At 68.7% G+C, this 19,515-nt stretch carries 8 protein-coding genes; 6 read left to right on the forward strand and 2 right to left on the reverse strand.

What is annotated here, in order from left to right:
- Positions 1–51 precede the first annotated feature (51 nt).
- Positions 52–1,134, forward strand: a complete 1,083-nt coding sequence (lptF, locus tag V3B46_RS18380) for an LPS export ABC transporter permease LptF (RefSeq protein ID WP_032128008.1) — start codon at positions 52–54, stop codon at positions 1,132–1,134.
- On the forward strand, positions 1,131–2,237 hold the full coding sequence (gene lptG / locus V3B46_RS18385; protein WP_329892560.1) for an LPS export ABC transporter permease LptG: 1,107 nt from the start codon (positions 1,131–1,133) through the stop codon (positions 2,235–2,237). The genes lptF and lptG overlap by 4 nt, the downstream gene beginning before the upstream one ends.
- Before the next feature lie 90 nt (positions 2,238–2,327).
- Here the strand turns inward: lptG and V3B46_RS18390 are convergent, their stop codons facing one another.
- Positions 2,328–2,819, reverse strand: a complete 492-nt coding sequence (locus V3B46_RS18390) for an RDD family protein (RefSeq protein ID WP_329892561.1) — start codon at positions 2,817–2,819, stop codon at positions 2,328–2,330.
- A 56-nt stretch (positions 2,820–2,875) separates the two neighbouring features.
- Between V3B46_RS18390 and xerD the strand changes: the two genes are divergently transcribed.
- Both xerD and V3B46_RS18400 read left to right on the forward strand, forming a co-directional pair.
- Positions 2,876–3,853, forward strand: a complete 978-nt coding sequence (xerD, locus tag V3B46_RS18395) for a site-specific tyrosine recombinase XerD (protein ID WP_329892562.1) — start codon at positions 2,876–2,878, stop codon at positions 3,851–3,853.
- Positions 3,854–3,952: 99 nt separating this feature from the next.
- The gene (locus V3B46_RS18400) at positions 3,953–4,738 is read left to right on the forward strand and encodes a DsbC family protein (protein ID WP_329892563.1); all 786 of its coding nucleotides are present in this window, start codon (positions 3,953–3,955) and stop codon (positions 4,736–4,738) included.
- A gap of 115 nt (positions 4,739–4,853) precedes the next feature.
- On the opposite strand, the gene V3B46_RS18405 is transcribed toward V3B46_RS18400, so the two are convergent.
- Complete coding sequence (locus V3B46_RS18405) at positions 4,854–6,953, reverse strand: glycosyl hydrolase family 18 protein (RefSeq protein WP_329892564.1); 2,100 nt, start codon at positions 6,951–6,953, stop codon at positions 4,854–4,856.
- 926 nt (positions 6,954–7,879) lie between these two features.
- Here V3B46_RS18405 and purL point away from each other — a divergent pair.
- Positions 7,880–11,764: a phosphoribosylformylglycinamidine synthase gene (purL, locus tag V3B46_RS18410; RefSeq protein WP_329892565.1), complete on the forward strand. Its 3,885-nt coding sequence runs from the start codon at positions 7,880–7,882 to the stop codon at positions 11,762–11,764.
- Positions 11,765–12,203: 439 nt separating this feature from the next.
- Positions 12,204–19,382, forward strand: a complete 7,179-nt coding sequence (locus V3B46_RS18415; protein WP_329892566.1) for an ESPR-type extended signal peptide-containing protein — start codon at positions 12,204–12,206, stop codon at positions 19,380–19,382.
- Positions 19,383–19,515: the final 133 nt, after the last annotated feature.

Raw genomic sequence — 19,515 nt, forward strand, 5'->3', positions numbered from 1 at the left:
AGTAGACTGGGCGGCACCGCGAACGAACCCCAGAGTTTAAACCACCGCCCCATGCTGAAGCTCGACCGATACCTGCTGGGCGATTTCGTCCAGAGTTTCCTGGCTACCCTGATCGTCCTGCTGGTGGTCAGCGTGGGCGGCGTGCTGGTGGACATCCTCGGCAACATCGCCGACGGGCGCCTGCCGGCCAAGCTGCTGTTCTCGCAGCTGGGCCTGCAGTTCATCGCCTACCTGCCGCTGATCCTGCCGCTGGCGCTGATGCTGGGCCTGCTGCTGGCCATCGCCCGCCTGTACCGCGACTCGGAAATGGCGGTGATCACCGCCATTGGTGTCGGCCCCAAGCGACTGCTGCGGCCACTGCTGATGCTGGTGGTGCCGGTGGTGGCCCTGGTGGGCGCCTGCTCGCTGTGGCTGGGCCCGTGGGCCGGCCGGGTGGCCGAGCAGATGATCATCGAGGCCAACCGCAGCGTGCTGATGGCCGGTCTGGAGCCGGGCCGCTTCACCCCGCTGCCCAATGGCGGCGTGGTCTACCTGTCCTCGATCTCGCCCGATGGCACCCAGCTGGGCAAGGTGTTCCTGCAGCGCCAGAAGGATGACCGCCTGGAGGTGGTGTCGGCCAATGGCGGCCGCATGTTCTTCGAGGGCACCCGCCAGCGCTTCCTTGAGCTGGATGACGGCCACCAGGTGGAAGGGCCGGTGGCCGGTGGCCTGGACTACCGCCTGGCGACCTTCGCCCGCAATGACGTGGCCCTGCCCGATGGTGCGCAGACCCGCACCGAGGACGACCCGGAACTGATGCCGACACTGCAGCTGATCGGCGATGAGCGTCCGCAGGCGCAGGCGCAGCTGCACCGCCGCCTGGCGCCGCCGCTGATCGCGCTGGCGTTCGCCCTGCTGACCGTGCCGCTGGGCCGCAGCTCGCCGCGCCAGCAGCGCTACGGCCGCATGATGCTGGCGCTGATGGCCTACATGGTCGGCACCAATCTGATGTTCATCGGCAGCGGCTGGATCGCCAACGGCAAGATCCCCCCTGCGCTTGGCCTGTGGTGGTTGACCCTGCCGTTGCTGGCGCTGGCCATCTGGATGTATGCACGTGATGGCCGCCTGGGCCGCCCGAAGGGAGCCCGCGCATGAGGCTGCGCCCGATGCGTTTCGACCTGTACCTGGGCCGGTCGGTGTTCACCACGGTGCTGCTGACCTGGGCCGTACTGGTCGGCCTGGACGTGGTGATGGCGTTCTCCGGCGAGTTCAAGGACATCGGCAAGAACGGCTACACGCTGGGCCATGCCGCCGCATGGGTGCTGTACACGGTGCCACGCCGCGCCTACACCATGTTCCCCACCGCCGCAGTGATCGGTGCGCTGATGGGCCTGGGCCAGCTGGCGGCGACCTCGGAGCTGACCGCGCTGCGTGCGCTGGGCCTGTCGCGCAAGCGCCTGAGCGTTTCAGTGGCGATCGCGCTGTCGCTGCTGACCGCGGTTATGGTGTTCAGCGCCGAAACCCTGGGCCCCTGGGGCCAGGACCGCGCCGATGCGTTGAAGTCCAGCGCCAAGTGGGGGCGGGATATCGCCACCAGCCGTTACTCGGGCCTGTGGGCACGCGAGGGCGATACCTTCCTCAACGCGCAGAGCGGCGAGGAGCAGCTGGTCGGCGACAAGGGCACGCGCCTGATCCTGCGCGACGTGCGCCTGTACCGCATCGCCGAGAACGGGGGCATCGCCTCATTGACCCATGCCGACACCGCCGAGCATGACAAGGATGGCTGGGTGCTGACCGGTGTACGTCGCGATACCTTCGGCGAGCGCTCGGCGACCCGCCAGGAAATCGCGCGCGAACCGTGGAATTCGAAGCTGGATGCGGCCGCATTGGCCACCGGCATCGCCAAGCCGCGCAACCTCAGCCTCGCCGAACTGAGCACCAGCATCACCTACCGGCAGCGCAACGGGCTGGACGCGCGTGACTTCGAGGACGTGTACTGGAGCCGCTGGTTCTACCCGTTGAACGTGCTGGCGCTGTGCCTGGCGGCGGTGCCGTTCGCGTTCGGTTCGCTGCGCAGCGGCGGCATGGGCAAGCGCCTGTTCCTGGGCATCCTGTTCGCGCTGGGCTTCTGGCTGCTGCAGCTGTTCTTCGGGCGCATGGCTGGTGCGCTGAAGTTCGATTACCGCATTGCCTATGCGCTGCCACCGATCGTGATGCTGGCGATATCCGGACTGCTGTTCCGGCGCAAATCGGGCTGATTCTGGTTGTTGTAGCGCCGAGCCTGTGCTCGGCTGTCGCGTACAGTGCGGAAAGCAGCCGAGCACGGGCTCGGCTCTACAGACAGCGCCTTACCGCTTCGGCATGCGCGCCAGGCGGGTGCCGCTGGCGCGGTCGTGCCAGGTCAGGCGTTCGCGGTCGAACCACGCCCACCAGAATCCCAGCCCGCCCAGCAGCAGTGACAGCGTGCCCACGGCGAAGCGCAGCCACAGCTGGCCTCGCCGCAGTGGCGTGCCATCGTTCGATTGCAGTTTCAGCCGCCACGGACGCATGCCCAGCGTCTGTCCGCCACGGCGCCAGCTGGCCGTCGCGTACCACCCCGTGGTTCCCCAGCACACCGCCCACAGCAGCCACTGCCAGGCACTGAACGGTGCGATGTTCTCGCGTTGCGCGTGGCCGCTGATGGTGTAGGCGAGGGTGAACAGTGTGCCGGCGAGCATCCACAGCGCCAGTACCGGCAGTGCGTCGTAGACCATCGCCAGCAGGCGCCACAGCAGCAGTGCGCGCGGGCGGGGCAGTTCGCTGGCGGCCGCTGGGGCCGTTTCGGTGACGGGGCGGGACATGCACCGAGCATACGCAAAGCTGGCCGCGCCCGCAGTGGCCCTCGTATCCTGCGCGCATGGCCCTTGTTTCCACCCCCGCCGAACGCCGCCAGTTGGTCCAGCAACTGCCCGAGCTGCGCGCTGACGACAGCCTGCGCATCCAGCGCTTCCTCGATGCGATCTGGGCCGAGAACGGTCTGGCCCGCGCCACCCTCGACAGCTACCGGCGCGATCTGGAAGGGCTGGCGCGCTGGATGGATGGGCGCGACGGTGGCCTGGCCGGCGTCGAGCGCCCGGGCCTGTTCGACTATCTGGCCTGGCGCACCCGGCATGGCTGGTCGCCGCGCAGCAATGCGCGGTTGCTGTCGGCGCTGCGGGCGTTCTTCGCCGATGGCGTGCGCCGTGGTGAACGCAGCGAGGACCCCAGTGCGCTGCTCGACCCGCCGAAGCTGCCGCGGCTGTTGCCCAAGGCGCTGGCCGAAAGCCAGATCGACGCACTGCTGGCGGCGCCGGACATCGACAGCCCGCTGGGCCTGCGCGATCGCGCCATGCTGGAACTGATGTATGCCGCCGGCCTGCGCGTGAGCGAGCTGGTGCTGTTGCCGGCCACGGCAGTCAACCTGCGCCAGGGCGTATTGCGGGTCACCGGCAAGGGCAGCAAGGAACGGCTGGTGCCGCTGGGCGAGGAATCACAGCACTGGCTGGAGCGCTACCTGCAGCAGTCGCGGCCGCAGCTGGTCGGCAAGGGCAAGGTGCAGGCGTTGGCCGACGGGCAGACGCCGTTGTTCATCGAGCCGACGCTGCATGCGCTGACCCGCCAGGCCTTCTGGCACCTGGTCAAGCGCCACGCGCAGGTGGCCGGCATCGACCCGGCGCGGATCAGCCCGCACGGCCTGCGCCACAGCTTCGCCACGCATCTGCTCAACCGCGGCGCCGACCTGCGCGCGCTGCAGATGCTGCTGGGCCACAGTTCGCTGTCCACCACCCAGATCTACACCCTGGTGGCGCGTGAGCATCTGCAGAAGCTGCACGCCCGCCATCATCCGCGCGGCTGAGCGAGGGCCTGAACCCTGCCTTGCGCCGTGCCCGGCGTCGCGGCCCGGCTGCGGTGGCTGTGTCAGAATCCGGGGTCTTCTTCTGTCGCGGACCGTTCCATGCTCCGATTTGCCATCGCCGCCGTGTTCGGTGCGCTCAGCCTGACCGCCTGTGCCCAGCCGGCCCCGCCGGCCGCCAAGGCACCCACCGCCGCACCGGCCAAGGCCAGCCCGGCCGCCAACGGTTCGGCCGACCAGGCCGTGCGTGCCGCGCTGACCGCGCTCAACCCCGGCTTCGAGGTGGACTACATCGGTGCCGCGCCGTTCCCCGGTTTCCGCGAGGTGGTGGTCTCCGGTCAGCTGCTGTATGTATCCGATGATGGCCGCTACCTGTTCCAGTCGCAGCCGTACGACACCCGTGCCAAGGGCCCGGCCAACAGCGAAGGCCTGCTCGGCTACCGCCGTGATCTGCTGGCCAAGGCCAATCACGGCGACCGCATCGTGTTCGCCGCGCCGAACGCCAAGTACACCATCAGCGTGTTCACCGACATTGAGTGCGGCTACTGCCGCAAGCTGCACCAGGACATCGCAGAGCTCAACCGCAACGGCATCTCGGTCGAGTACCTGGCATTCCCGCGCATGGGCCTGGGCAGCAAGGACTACACCGACATGATTTCGGTCTGGTGTGCGGCTGATCGTCGCCAGGCGCTGACCAACGCCAAGCGCGGTGGCAGCGTGCCGGCCAAGAACTGCACCAACCCGGTGGCGATGCAGTACGCGCTGGGCCAGCAGCTGGGTGTGAATGGCACGCCGGCGATCTTCGCCCCGGACGGCACCCAGCTGGGTGGTTACCTGCCGCCGGCGCAGCTGCGTGCGGCGCTGGACAAGCTGTCCGGGAAGCGCTGACGCGGAATCGTAGCGTCGAGCCATGCTCGACTGCGGTTCCACATGTGGCAGCCGAGCATGGCTCGGCTCTACAGATTCGAGGCCGGGGATGCGTATCGCATCCCCGGCTTTTTTCTTATTTCAGGCCATCACTGACCGCCTTGGTCAGCGTGCCCTGCGCATCGTCACCGCTGAACTCCCAGACGAACGCGCCGCCCAGGCCCTGGGTCTTCACGTAGCCCATCTTGCGGGTGATGTTGGCCGGCGTGTCGAAGCTCCACAGCGTGCTGCCGTTGTAGATCCAGGTGGCACCGGCGGTGTTGTCGGTGTAGCCCGGCCAGGCCAGATTCTTCAGCACCTTCCAGTCTTCGATGCCGGCCTCGTAGGTACCCGGGGCGGCGCCGGTCGCAGTCTGGTAAAGGCCGTTGTTGGCATTGGCCACACCGGTCCAGCCACGCCCGTAGTAGCCGATGCCCAGGTTGAGCTTGGCGGCGGGCACGCCACGGCTGATGAAGGCCTCGATGGCGTCGTTGCTGTTGTACAGCTTCTGGTCGCCGGTGGACGGATCATTCGGCGAATCGAACAGCGCCGACTGGTGATTGGTCTTCGCATCCCACGCACCGTGGAAGTCGTAGGTCATCACGTTGATGTAGTCCAGATACGGGTGGTACGCGGCCGGATCGGTGACGCGGATCTTGTCGATGCCGGCACCCACCGCCACCGTCAGCAACAGGCCCGGACGCACCGCATCGAGCTGGCGGCGGAACTCGGCCATCAGCGCGGTGAAGTTGGCGTTGTCTTCCGGCTTGCCGCATTCGATGCCGCACGCCACCGGGTATTCCCAGTCGACGTCGATGCCGTCGAACACGCCCAGCGCGGCACCGGCACCCCCCGCACCATCGGTCACCGGCAGGTTGCCCTTGATGTAGGCGTCGATGCACGAGGCGACGAAGGCCTGGCGGTTCTCCGGGCGCGCCGCGCTGGAGAAACCACGCGACCAGGTCCAGCCACCCAGCGAGATCAGCACCTTCATGCCCGGATACTTGGCCTTGAGCTGCTTGAGCTGGTTCCAGTTGCCGCGCAGCGGCTGGTCCCAGGTATCGGCGCTGCCGCTGACGCTCTCGGCGGCACTGAACGCCTTGGTGTAGTCGGCGAAGGCATCGCCACCGGCACCGCTGTTCGGATCCGACGGTTGGGTGACGCCCACTTCACAGCGGTTGTTGCGCACGTTGCCGAACGCGTAGTTGATGTGGGTCAGGCGCGCGGCCGAGCCGCTGCTGTCGATGTTCTTGACCCGGTAGCTGCGGCCGTAGATGCCCCACTGGGTGAAGTAGCCGATGACTCGCTTGCCGGTGGTGCCGCCGTCGCCGGCCAGCGTGGTGGCGCTGATCTCGGTGCCCTGAGCCGAGGCATTGCCGGCGTTGTCGCGGGCACGTATGCGGTAGCGATAGGTGGTCGACGCGGTCAGCCCGCCATCCACATAGCTCGCACTGGACGGCGAACCGACCAGGCTGCCATTGCGGTACACGTCGTAGCCGGCCACGCCGCTGCCACCGATGTTGTCGGTGGACGGGCTCCAGCTGAGCGCGATGCTGTTGGCGGTGCGGGTGCCGACCGCCAGCCCGCCCGGCACGCTCGGTGCGGTGGTATCGCCACCGGCGGCGTTGACGGTGATGGTGATGGTCGCGGTGCTGCTGGTGGCGTTGTTGTTGTCGGTGGCCACCGCGCGCAGGGTGTGGCTGCCGGCGCTGGCATTGGCCCAACTGGCGGCGTACGGCGCACTGGTGGCCACGCCCAGCGTGCTGCCGTCGCGGAAGAACTCGACCTTGGCGACGCTGCCGTCCGGATCGCTGGCGTTGGCGGTCACGTTGACCGTGCTGCCTGCGCTGAAGGTAGCGCCATTGGCAGGCGAGGTCAGGCTGACCACCGGCGGCTGGTTGGCGCCACTGCCATCGCAGGCACCGAGGTTGGTGTAGTAGGGCGCCCCGGCCGGATGGTCCGGCGGCGCGTTCCAGATGTCCTGGTTCGCCCGATAGAGGACGCCTCCTTTCTGCAGGGTATCGCCGGCCCGGTAGATCTTGGCCTGGTCCCACTGGGCCACCCCGGCACAGCTGGCGGCCTGCGCCAAGCCGGGCAGGGCGGAGGTACCGGCGGCCAGGGCAAGCAGCCAGGCCAGGCGGCGGGGACGACAGCTTCGGGTCGCACGTTCGGCACTGCGCACAATCGGGTCGTACATGGGTAAGTCTCCGATCAAAGGGCGCGCGGGCCCCGATGGCGCCGCGCGTGACGCAGGTCCGGGCGTCGCCCGGGAAGGCGACGGAGGGGGCGGACGGAGGTACCTGGGCGGCCGGGGAGAGAGTCCGGCACCAGGTAGGGACAACGTTGTCATCAATCGTGTGGTCAATCCGTGAGCAAGCGCATGGTTCGGGGATTTGGCGGAGAACGGCGCTGGCGCGCGGTCGGCGGCCATCGGCGGAGCCCCTCGTGGCTGGGGCTTTCCGCGAACAGCGGATTTCTGGGGGTTGGCCGGGCGGGTGGGCTGCGCAGGGGACGCCGTGAATACGTCCCTGTAGGCTCGGGCGCGCCATCCATGGCGCTTACGCCCCTGCGCAGCCCACCCGCCCGGCCACGGACAGGTTCCTGCGCGGCCAGCCACGGAAGACAGAACAAAAAATCAAAAGCAGAAGCCGGTCGCTGCGCTCTTCAATGCTTGATTTCTGATGTTCCCTGGTTGCCGGCCAGCGGCCGGCATTACCGCAGAGCATCCACGCATGGCGTGGATCTACCGCAGATCGCGGAAATCTGGCGGGGGTGGGGTGGTGGGGGCCAGCAGGACCGTTGGCGCCATGGATGGCGCCATCGAGCCCCCACGGGTGAGGGCGCTTTGTTTGCGAAGCACTGCTTCGCAAGCGCCCGAACGCCCAGCCGCCAGCGGCTGGGCCGGACCGCGGAGCGGGGTTTACGGCGTGTCCTGCTGGCCCCCACCACCCCGCCATCCCACGGGAACCCAGCTTTTGCTTGGGCCGTTGCCGTTGCTGTTGCTGTTGCTGGTGCCGTTGCTATTGCCCTGGCTTCGGCGGGTGCCGGGCGCCGCCCGGCCAAAGCCCACCCCCCGCTTCCGGTACAATGTCGGGCCCGTTTCCCAACTACGGTTCCCCGGACATGATGGTCCTTGAGGGCGCGCCCGCCCTGTCGCCGTTCCGCCGCGAACGCCTTGAATCCCGCCTGCAGTCCATCGCTCCCTCCCTGCGCATCAGCGGTGCCTGGCACGTCTACTTCGTGCAGCCCGAAGGCAGTGCCGCCCCCGACCTGACCACCCTGTGCCGCATCCTCGAAGCCGCGCCGCAGGCCGAAGCCGCGGCCGACGGCGCGGTCAGCCGCATCGTGGTGCCGCGCCTGGGCACGCTGTCGCCGTGGTCGAGCAAGGCCACCGAACTGGTCCGTGGTGCCGGCCAGCCGGTCAGCCGGGTCGAACGTGGCCTGCGCATCGACGTGCAGGGCTGGCCGGCCGATGCCGCCGCCCAGCAGGCGCTGGTCAAGGCGCTGCACGACCCGATGACGCAGTCGATGCTGGAGACCGTGGAACAGGGCCAGGCGCTGTTCTCGGCGCCGGCCCGCGGTGAACTGGAGCGCGTGCCGGTGGACCAGCTGGAGGCCGCCAACCAGCGCCTCGGCCTGGCCATGGCCCAGGACGAGATCGACTACCTGCGCGAACGCTTCACCGCGCTCGGCCGCGCGCCGTCGGACGTGGAACTGATGATGTTCGCGCAGGCCAACTCCGAACACTGCCGGCACAAGATCTTCAACGCCAGCTGGACCATCGACGGCCAGGAACAGGACCGTTCACTGTTCCGGATGATCAAGAACACCCACCAGCAGACCCCGCAGCACACGCTCAGCGCGTACAGCGACAACGCCGCGGTGATTGAAGGCCACCCGGCCTCGCGCTATCGCCCGGACCCGTCCAGTGGCGAATACCGCCGCGAGCCGCAGGTGCCCAGCGCGTTCCAGATCAAGGTGGAAACGCATAACCACCCGACCGCGATCGCGCCGTTCCCGGGTGCCTCGACCGGCAACGGTGGCGAGATCCGCGATGAAGGCGCCACCGGCCGTGGCGGCAAGCCCAAGGCCGGCCTGTCCGGTTTCTCGGTCTCGCACCTGCGCATTCCCGAGCTGCCGCAGCCGTGGGAAGCCCCGCGCGCGCTGAACCCGCGCATGGCGCCGGCACTGGAAATCATGACCGACGGCCCGCTCGGCGGCGCCGCGTTCAACAACGAGTTTGGCCGTCCGAACCTGCTCGGTTACTTCCGCAGCTTTGAACTGCCCGAAGGCGCCGATCTGGTCCGCGCCTACGACAAGCCGATCATGCTGGCCGGTGGCCTGGGCGCGATCGATCGCATCCAGGTCGACAAGATCAAGCTGCAGGCCGGTGATGCCGTCATCGTGCTGGGTGGCCCGGCCATGCTGATCGGCCTGGGCGGCGGTGCCGCCAGTTCGGTGGCCTCCGGCGAAAGCGCCGAGGATCTGGACTTCGCCAGCGTGCAGCGCGACAACCCGGAAATGGAACGCCGCTGCCAGGAGGTCATCGACCGCTGCGTGGCGATGGGCGCCAACAACCCGATCAAGTTCTTCCACGACGTCGGTGCCGGTGGCCTGTCCAATGCCATCCCGGAACTGCTGCACGACTCCAAGGTCGGCGGTGTCATCGATCTGGGCAAGGTGCCCACCGATGATCCGTCGCTGTCGCCGATGCAACTGTGGTGCAACGAGTCGCAGGAACGCTACGTGCTGGGCGTGGCCCAGGATCGCCTGGCTGAGTTCGCCGCACTGTGCGCCCGCGAGCGCTGCCCGTTCGCTGCGGTTGGCGTGGCGACTGCCGAGGAGCACCTGGTGGTGGCCTACGGTGCCGTGCCGGGCCACACCCCGGCCGATGCGCCGATCGACCTGCCGATGGATGTGCTGTTCGGCAAGCCGCCGAAGATGCACCGCGACACCGCGCACCCGCCGGCCCCGCGCTGGCCGGCGCTGAAGACCGGCGGCCTGGACCTGCAGGAAGCCGGCCTTCGCGTGCTCGCGCACCCGACGGTCGCTTCGAAGAACTTCCTGGTCACCATCGGTGACCGCAGCGTCGGTGGCCTGACCGCACGCGAACAGATGGTCGGCCCGTGGCAGCTGCCGGTGGCCGACGTGGCGATCACCCTGGCCGACTTCGACGGCGTGTCCGGCGAAGCGATGTCGATCGGCGAGCGCACCCCGCTGGCCCTGCTTGATGCGGCGGCTTCGGCGCGCATGGCGGTGGGCGAAGCGTTGACCAACCTGTGCGCGGCCCCGGTCGATGCGCTGGATGAGATCAAGCTGTCGGCGAACTGGATGGCCGCTGCCGGCCACCCGGGTGAAGACGCGCTGCTGTACGACGCGGTGAAGGCGGTGGGCATGGAACTGTGCCCGCAGCTGGACATCAGCATCCCGGTGGGCAAGGACTCGCTGTCGATGCAGGCGCAGTGGCATGACCAGGGCGAAGCACACAAGAGCGTGTCGCCGGTGTCACTGGTGATCTCGGCGTTTGCGCCGGTGGCCGACGTGCGCCAGCAGCTGACCCCGCTGCTCGACCGCGACGTGGACAGCGAGCTGTGGCTGATCGGCCTCGGTGCCGGCAAGCAGCGCCTGGGCGGTTCGATCCTGGCCCAGGTGCATGCCGACCACGGCGAGCTGCCGGCATTCGCCGGTGCGGCTCCGGACCTGGACGACCCGCAGCGCCTGCGTGGCTTCTTCGAACTGATCCGCGATGCGCGCCAGTCCGGGCTGCTGCTGGCCTACCACGACCGCAGCGACGGCGGCGCCTTCGCTGCGCTGTGCGAAATGGCCTTCACCTCGCGCCTGGGCCTGGACATCACCCTCGATGCCTGGGGCGATGATCCGTTCCGCAGCCTGTTCAACGAAGAGCTGGGCGCGGTGGTGCAGATCGCGCGCGAAGACCGTGCGGCCTTCGCCGACCTGGTCGAGCGCCATGCACTGACCGAATGCGCGCAGCGCATCGCCAAGCCGACCACCGCACCGGTGGTACGCGTGTCGCTGGGCGGCGAGAACCTGGCCGAGTGGCGCTGGGACGCCCTGTTCGACGCCTGGTGGTCGGTCACCCACGCGATGCAGAAGCGCCGCGATAACCCGGCCAACGCCGACGCCGAGCGCGAGATTGCGCGTTCCTTCTCGGCGCCGGGCCTGAAGCCCAAGCTCAGCTTCGACCTCAACGAGGACGTGGCGGCGCCGTTCATCAGCACCGGTGCGCGCCCGCGCGTGGCCGTGCTGCGCGAGCAGGGCGTCAACGGCCAGATTGAAATGGCCAACGCCTTCGAACGTGCCGGCTTCCGCGCCTTCGACGTGCATATGAGCGACCTGATCGAAGGCCGCGTGGCCCTGCAGGACTTCAACGGCCTGGTCGCCTGTGGTGGCTTCAGCTACGGCGACGTGCTCGGTGCCGGCCGCGGCTGGGCCACCTCGATCCTGGAGCGCAGCGCGCTGCGTGATGCCTTCGCCGCATTCTTCGCGCGCGAGGACAGCTTCGCGCTGGGCGTGTGCAACGGCTGCCAGATGATGAGCCAGCTGAAGGGCATCATTCCGGGTGCCGAGCACTGGCCGCAGTTCCGCCGCAACGACAGTGAGCAGTTCGAAGCCCGTACCGCGCTGCTGGAGGTGGTGGAATCGCCGTCGATCCTGCTGCGCGGCATGGCCGGTTCGCGCCTGCAGGTGGCGGTGGCGCATGGCGAAGGCCAGGCCGTGTTCGACAATGCCGTCGACCAGGCTGCCGCACGTGTCTCGCTACGCTACATCGATGGCCACGGCAACGTTGCCAGCCAGTACCCGCTGAACCCGAACGGTTCGCCGGACGGCATCACCGGCCTGACCAGCAGCGACGGCCGCGTCACCATCATGATGCCGCACCCGGAACGTACTCCGCGCGCGCTCAACCTGAGCTGGGCTCCGGCCGAATGGCAGGGTGACTCGCCGTGGATGCGCATGTTCCGCAACGCGCGGGTGTGGTGCGGCTGATCGCACCACATCGCGCAGGCATCAATGCCGCCGCGTATGGAAAAACCCGCCGTTGATCGGCGGGTTTTTTCTTTGCGCGCGTGAAAATCCTGATGCGCCCGCTAGTTACATGGATTTTCAGGCGACAAAGTATCGTCACGCATCGCTAACAAAATCCTTTTATAAACAGGCGAAAAAGTGAACTGCTTCACGGCAATAGGATTTGCTGTGTCAAAGTCTTGACGATCTGCAAAGTTGCCGTTAACACTTGAACCCCGTTTCAGAATCATTCATTTCGCAGTAACCGGTTGGCGCACGCGCTCGGTTTTCTGTCGCTGCGCGCCGTTCGGCAATACCCCGCAGTAAATCACGCGAATAAACGCCCCCAGGGGACGTTGGGCCGGAAAGCCCAGCGGTGGCGTTGCTTTGCCCAAAACCAGTCCAATCAGGAGCCGTACCGATGAATCGGATTTATCGCAAGGTCTGGAACAAAGCATTGGGTCAGTTGGTGGTGGCCTCGGAACTGGCCTCCTCCGACAGCGGCGGCGGGGTCGTCGACCAGCGCCGCGATGCAACGCAGGCTGCGCCCGCAAGGTTGGCGATGGCACTGGGCCTGGTATTGGGATTGGGCATGAGCGGTATCGCCGCAGCACAGTCGGTGCAGATCGGCGGCAGCGCCACCTGCGTGGCATTCAGCGGCAAGCTGCTCGAAAAGTGCCTGATCGAAGGCTCGGCCACGGCCAAGGGCAGCAACGCGGTGGCGATCGGCAGCAACAGCAGCGCAAGTGCGGCCAACAGCGTAGCGCTGGGCGCCGGCTCCAAGGCCACGCGTGCCAACACGGTGTCCGTGGGTGATACCGGCAAGGAACGGCAGATCACCAATGTTGCCGCAGGCAGCCAGGCCACCGATGCGGTGAACAAGGCGCAGCTGGACGCGCAGGCGCGCGCCACCCAGGCTGCGCTGGCCGACGTTGCCGCAGATGGCAACCGCTATTTCAAGGCCGACGGCGCAGGCGATGACAGCGACGCGGCGAAGATCGACGGGCAAGGCGCAGTCGCGGCCGGTGCCGGCGCACAGTCGCTGGCCAATGCCACCACTGCCATCGGTACCCAGGCCATTGCCGCGGGCCTGGGCGCAAGCGCGTTCGGCCAGGGCGCCTTGGCAATCGGCGATGCCAGCGTGGTGGTCGGGCAGAGCGCTGCGGCCTTCGGTCTCGGCGACACCGCGGTTGGCGCAAGCGCGACCGCCGCCAGCGAAAACGGCGCGGCCACCGCGCTGGGTGCGCTGTCCGAAGCCACCGCCGATGGCGCCACCGCTGTTGGCGGCGGTGCCGTGGCGATGGGCCCGGGCAGCACCGCATTGGGCCGCGGCGCTACCGCTGCCAACGAAGCGTCGATTGCAGTGGGTGCATTCAGCACCGCCGTCGGTGAATACAGCACCGCGCTGGGTTCGAATTCCGCTGCGGTGGCCACCGGCAGCGTGGCGCTCGGCGCGGGCTCGCTGGCCGACCGCGTCGATACCGTGTCCGTTGGTGCCGCCGAATACGGCCTGACCCGGCAGATCACCAGCGTGGCCGCAGGCACCGAAGACAACGATGCAGTCAATGTCGGTCAGCTGAAGGACGTCGCCGCCGTGGCCGATGCCACCGCCAAGCGCTTCCAGGCCACCGGCAGCAGCAACAGCGATGCCGGTGCACTGGCCGAGGGCGACGAGGCGCTGGCGGCCGGCGAGGCCGCCAATGCCATCGGCAACGGCACCACTGCAGTCGGTGCCGGCGCCACCGCCGTCGCGCAGAACGCGACCGCCGTTGGCAACAACGCGCTGGCCTCGGGCCAGAACAGTGCCGCCTTCGGCAACAACGCGCAGGCCAACGGTCCGGGCAGCGTTGCCGTGGGTGGCGCTGCGGTGGATGCCGACGGCAACCCGCTGATCACCAGCGGCGGCGTACCGGTGGAAACCGGCGCAACCAGCGCAGGCGTCGGCGGCACTGCGGTCGGCGCCAGTGCCGAAGCCCGTGGTTTTGCGGCGTCGTCCTACGGCGTCGGCGCCTATGCCGCCGGCGCACAGGCGTCCGCGTTCGGTGCGGTGGCCAATGCCATCGGTGACTACTCCACCGCGCTGGGTACGCAGAGCAACGCGACGGGTACCAGCAGCGTTGCCATCGGTGGCCCGGCTGACCTGATCCCCGGCCTGGGCTTCTTCGTGCAGACCCAGGCCAGTGGCGAAGCTGCCACCGCCGTCGGTGCCGGTGCCATCGCCAGTGGCGATCGCGCGGTGGCCAACGGCAGCCTGAGCGAGGCCTCCGGTGCCGAAGCGACCGCGGTCGGCTACTTCGCCTATGCGCCGGGCGAGAACGCCAGTGCCCTCGGCGCGCAGACCTGGGCCAGCGGTGCGAAGAGCACGGCTGTGGGTTACTACGCCACCGCACGCGGCGCCAACAGTGTCGCGCTCGGGGCCAACTCCGAAGCGGTGCGTGCCAACAGCGTGGCGGTGGGCAGTGCCGGCAACGAACGGCAGATCACCAGCGTCGCTGCGGGCAGCGAAGCCACCGACGCGGTGAACAAAGCCCAGCTCGACGCCGTGGCCAGCACTGCCGACACCACCGCGCGTTTCTTCCAGGCACAGCCGGAGGAGGGCAGTGATGCTGGCGCATTGGCTGATGGCGAAGGCTCCATCGCTGTGGGTTCGTCGAGCAATGCGATCGGCGCAGGTGCCATTGCACAGGGTGCTGCCGCGTCGGCCATCGGCGATGACAGCGTGGCCGTGGGTCGCAACAGCGCGGCCACCGGTAATGGCGGTGTCGCCATCGGTGGCCTCGGCCAGGCCTACGACGAGTTCAACCAGCCGATCATCGGTGCCGATGGCACGGCGCAGCAGGTGGGCACCACCGCTGTTGCCGATGCCACCGCAGTCGGCAGCGGCGCGCAGGCCACCGGGGCTGCCAGCAGCGCCTTCGGCAACGCAGCCAAGGCCAGTGGTGACAACAGCTTCGCCGCAGGCGGCAAGTCGCGCGCCACCGGCAGCTATGCGGTTGCGGTCGGCGACAGCGCATTCGCCAGCAGCGATGACAGCACCGCAGTAGGCGGATACAGCTGGGCCACTGCCAGTGGCGCAGCAGCATTCGGTTCGGGTGCATGGGCCACTGCCACCAATGCCTCGGCGTTCGGCAACGCGGCCTGGGCCAGTGGCAGCGGCGCAACATCCATCGGTTACAACAGCTGGGCCAACGGCGCCAGCGCCACAGCGGTCGGCCGTGGTGCCTTCGGCTATGGCGACAACAGCGTGGCGCTGGGCTTCCAGGCGCTGGGCAACAGCATCAACAGCATCTCCATCGGCACCAACACGGTAGCCGGTGGTGAAAGCGCGATCGCGCTGGGTGCCGGCAGCAATGCCAGCGCCAGCAATGCGGTTGCGCTGGGCGCCGGCTCGATTGCCAACCGTGCACGCACGGTATCGGTGGGCAGCACTGGCAACGAACGCCAGGTGACCAACGTCGCTGCTGGTACCCAGGCTACCGATGCGGTGAACAAGGCGCAGCTGGATGCCGTGGCAGGCGCAGCAGCCACCACCAGCCGCTTCTTCCAGGCCAGCGGCAACGGCGGTGATGTGGCCGGTGCACTGGTGGAGGGTGACAACGCACTGGCGGCCGGCGATGCCGCCAACGCCATCGGCAATGGCGCCACCGCACTGGGTAGCGGCGCCAACGCGCTGGCCAACAACGCACAGGCGCTGGGCTTCAATGCGTTGGCAACCGCAGCCAACGCCAGCGCTGTCGGTGCCAACGCACAGGCCACGGGCGAGTACGCCACCGCGCATGGCGCGGAAAGCGAAGCCAGCGGCGAGCAGAGCGCGGCGTTCGGTGCGGCCAGCATCGCCAGCGGCGCCGGTAGCACGGCCAATGGCGTGCTGTCCGAAGCGTCCGGCGAAGAGGCCGTGGCCGTGGGCTACTTCAGCAATGCCAGTGGCGACGCGGCAACCGCTGTCGGTAGCGAGAGCGTAGCCAGTGGTACGGCGTCGGCGGCCTTCGGTATCGGTGCCGAAGCCAGCGGCGGTTACAGCACCGCCATCGGTGGCTATGCACAGGCCTCGGCCTTCAATGCCACCGCGTTCGGCAACTTCGCCAATGCATCCGGTTCCAACAGTGTGGCAGTGGGTGGCGATTCGGAAGCCTCCGGTGCCTACAGCACCGCCACCGGCCAGGGCAGCCTGGCCACCGGCATCAACAGCGTCGCCGTCGGTGGCTCGTTGTTCGGTCTGCTGGCTACCGAGGCCTCTGGCAACTACTCCACTGCGGTGGGTGGTGGCGCATGGTCGGGTGGCATCAACAGCACCGCGTTGGGCAACGCCGCCGAATCGCGCGGCGCCAACAGCGTGGCGCTGGGTGCCGATTCGATCGCGGATCGCGACAACACCGTGTCGGTGGGCGGCGGTGGCAACACCCGCCAGATCACCAACGTGGCCGACGGCACGCAGGGCAATGATGCGGTCAACAGGAATCAGCTCGATGCCGTAGCCGCGGCAGCGGAAAAGACCAGCCGGCAGTTCCAGGCCAGCGGCAATGCCGATGGCGAAACCGGGGCGCTGGTGGAGGGCGACAATGCGCTGGCGGCCGGTGACGCGGCCAACGCGATCGGCAACGGTGCCACCGCGCTCGGCAGCGGTGCCAATGCGCTGGCCGCCAACGCCACCGCCGTGGGCATCGATGCGCTGGCCACCGGCAGCAACGCGGCAGCTCTGGGCAGCACGGCACAGGCCACCGGCGAAGACAGCCTGGCGCTCGGCACCGGTGCCAGCGCCAGTGAACTGGGCGCAAGCGCGGTCGGCGCGCGCGCGCAGGCCAGTGGTGCATACAGCACGGCCACAGGTACTGAAGCCAATGCCAGCGGCACCCAGGCACTGGCCAGCGGCTTCCGCAGCGCCGCGTCTGCCGATGGCACTACCGCTGTCGGCGGCTACGCCGAAGCCAGCGGTCGCCTCGGCACCGCGTTGGGCTATGGCTCGGCAGCCAGTGGTGCCAACACCACTGCAGTCGGTTTCGGTGCCGCTGCGGCCGGTACCGGTGCCGTTGCCGTGGGTCAGTCCAGCGAGGCCAGTGGCGAGGAGAGCGTGGCCATCGGCGGCAGCACCTTCTTCGGTCTGATCCCGTCGCGTGCCAGTGGCACCGGTGCCGCGGCATTCGGTGCGGGCGCGTGGGCCACCGAAGACTACGCCACGGCGATCGGCTGGAATTCGTGGGCGGCGGGCAGCAGTGCCACCGCACTGGGCGCCAATGCCACCGCCAACGGCAGCAACAGCGTCGCGCTCGGCGCCGGCTCCAAGGCCGACCGTGACAACACGGTGGCCGTCGGCAAGGCGGGCGGTGAGCGCCAGGTCACCCATGTCGCAGCCGGTACCGAAGCCACCGATGCGGTGAACAAGGGCCAGCTGGATGCGGTCGCCGGCGTCGCCGACAAGACCAGCCGGCAGTTCCAGGCCAGCGGCAATGCCGATGGCGAGGCCGGTGCCCTGGTGGACGGTGACAACGCAATGGCCGCCGGCAACGCGGCCAACGCCATCGGCAACGGCGCCACCGCGCTGGGCAGTGGTGCCAATGCCATGGCCGGCAATGCCACCGCAGTGGGCTTCGATGCACTGGCCACCGGCAACAATGCGGCGGCGCTCGGCAACGCGGCGCAGGCTGCTGGTGTCGACAGCGTAGCCGTGGGCAGTGGCGCCAGCGCCAGCGAACTCGGCGCCAGTGCTAGCGGCGCCGGCGCCCAGGCCAAGGGCGCCTACAGCACTGCCAGCGGTGCGCAGGCCACGGCCAGCGGCACCCAGTCGCAGGCCAGTGGTTTCCGCGCCAACGCCTCGGCCGACGGCGCTTCGGCGCTGGGCAGCTATGCCGAAGCCAGTGGTCGCCTTGGCACTGCAGTGGGTTACGGCAGCAAGGCCACCGGCACCAATGCCACCGCGGTGGGTGTCAGTGCCAACGCTTCGGCGGCCGGCAGCATCGCACTGGGCGCAGGCTCGGTGGCCGATCGTGCCAATACAGTGTCGGTCGGCAGCAGCACCAGTGATCGTCAGATCACCCGCGTCGCTGCCGGTACCGAGCGCACCGATGCGGTCAATCGTGGCCAGCTTGATGCGGTCGCGGCGACCGCCGATGGCACGGCACGTTACGTCAAGGCCACCGGCGCAGGTATCGCCAGCGCCAGCGGCAGTGATGCCGCCGCGATCGGTTCGGCGGCCAGTGCCAGCGGCGCACGCAGCAATGCGCTGGGTGCCAACGCGATGGCGATCGGCAACGGTGCACTTGCACTGGGCAACAGTGCCGGCGCGTCCGGTGCCAACTCGGTGGCGCTGGGTGCGGGCTCGCGTGCGCTCGATGCCAACGTGGTGTCGGTCGGCGGTGGCAATGGCACCGATGGTCCGGCCACGCGCCGCATCGTCAATGTGGCCGATGGCCGCATCGCCGCCGGCAGCAGCGATGCCATCACCGGCTCCCAGCTCAACGTCACCAACCAGCGGGTGGGCGCGGTGGAAACGCGCGTGGGTGATTTCGATTCGCGCATCGCCACCGTGGAAACCACCGCGGCCAGCGCGGTCGGCTACGACGACGCCAGCCGTGACCGCCTGACCCTGTCCGGTTTCCAGGGCACCACCATCGACAACGTCGGTGCCGGCAGCATCGCCGCGGGCAGTCGCCAGGCGATCAACGGCGGCCAGCTGTTCCAGTCGCTCAGCGATGCCGCCAGCTTCCTCGGCGGTGGTGCCAGCGTCGGCATGCAGGGTGTGTTCGTGGCCCCGAACTACGTGATCCAGGGCGCCACCTACAGCAACGTCGGCGATGCGCTGGGCGCGCTGGACCGCAAGGTCAGCGAGATCGACCGCAGAACCGCCGGTGGCTCGCGTGCCGGGACTGCCAACCTGCGCGCAATGAGTGCCTCGCTGGATGAGAGCCCGCTGGCCAGCGCCGCTGATGCACCTGCAACGGCCGACGCGGCACCGGCCAGCACCGCGCGTGTGCAGGGCACGCCGACCGCTGCCGCCGCCGGTGCCGGGATTCCGGTTGGCACTCCCGCGACGAGCTTCAATGCCGTTGCCATGGGCGAGGGCGCCGTCGCCAGTGGCGCTTCGTCCACGGCCATCGGCCAGGGCGCCAATGCCACTGCGGCAAATGCCGTGGCGCTGGGCCAGGGCTCGGTTGCCGATCGTGCCAACACGGTCTCGGTGGGTAGTGAAGGCAACGAGCGCCAGGTCACCAATGTGGCGGCGGGTACCACGGCCACCGATGCGGTCAACAAGGGCCAGCTCGACCGTGGCATGGCCACGGCCAACAGCTACACCGACAGCCGCGTCCAGGCTGTCGCCGACAGCTTCGATGTGTTCAAGGGCGAGATCGACGGACGCCTGCGCCATATGGATCGCCGCATCGACCGCCAGGGTGCGATGAGCGCGGCGATGCTCAACATGGCCACCAGTGCAGCCGGTATCCGCACCCAGAACCGGGTCGGCGTCGGCATTGGTTTCCAGGGCGGCGAGTCGGCGTTGTCGCTGGGCTACCAGCGTGCGATCAGCGATCGCGCCACGGTGACCTTCGGCGGTGCTTTCAGCAGCGACGACAGCTCGGTTGGCGTCGGTGCCGGCTTCGGCTGGTAAGCCACTCCATCGCGCCGGCGGCCACCCACGCCGGCGCTGCACCTGCAACGAGGGCCTGGGGGGAGGTCACGGCAATCCCGGCTGGGCCGGCCGGGAGTCGTCAAGGAATGATGGCCGCAGTGTTGGTTCGATC

This window comes from Stenotrophomonas sp. SMYL11, from assembly GCF_036320005.1.
In the GTDB taxonomy this organism is placed as follows: domain Bacteria; phylum Pseudomonadota; class Gammaproteobacteria; order Xanthomonadales; family Xanthomonadaceae; genus Stenotrophomonas; species Stenotrophomonas maltophilia_A.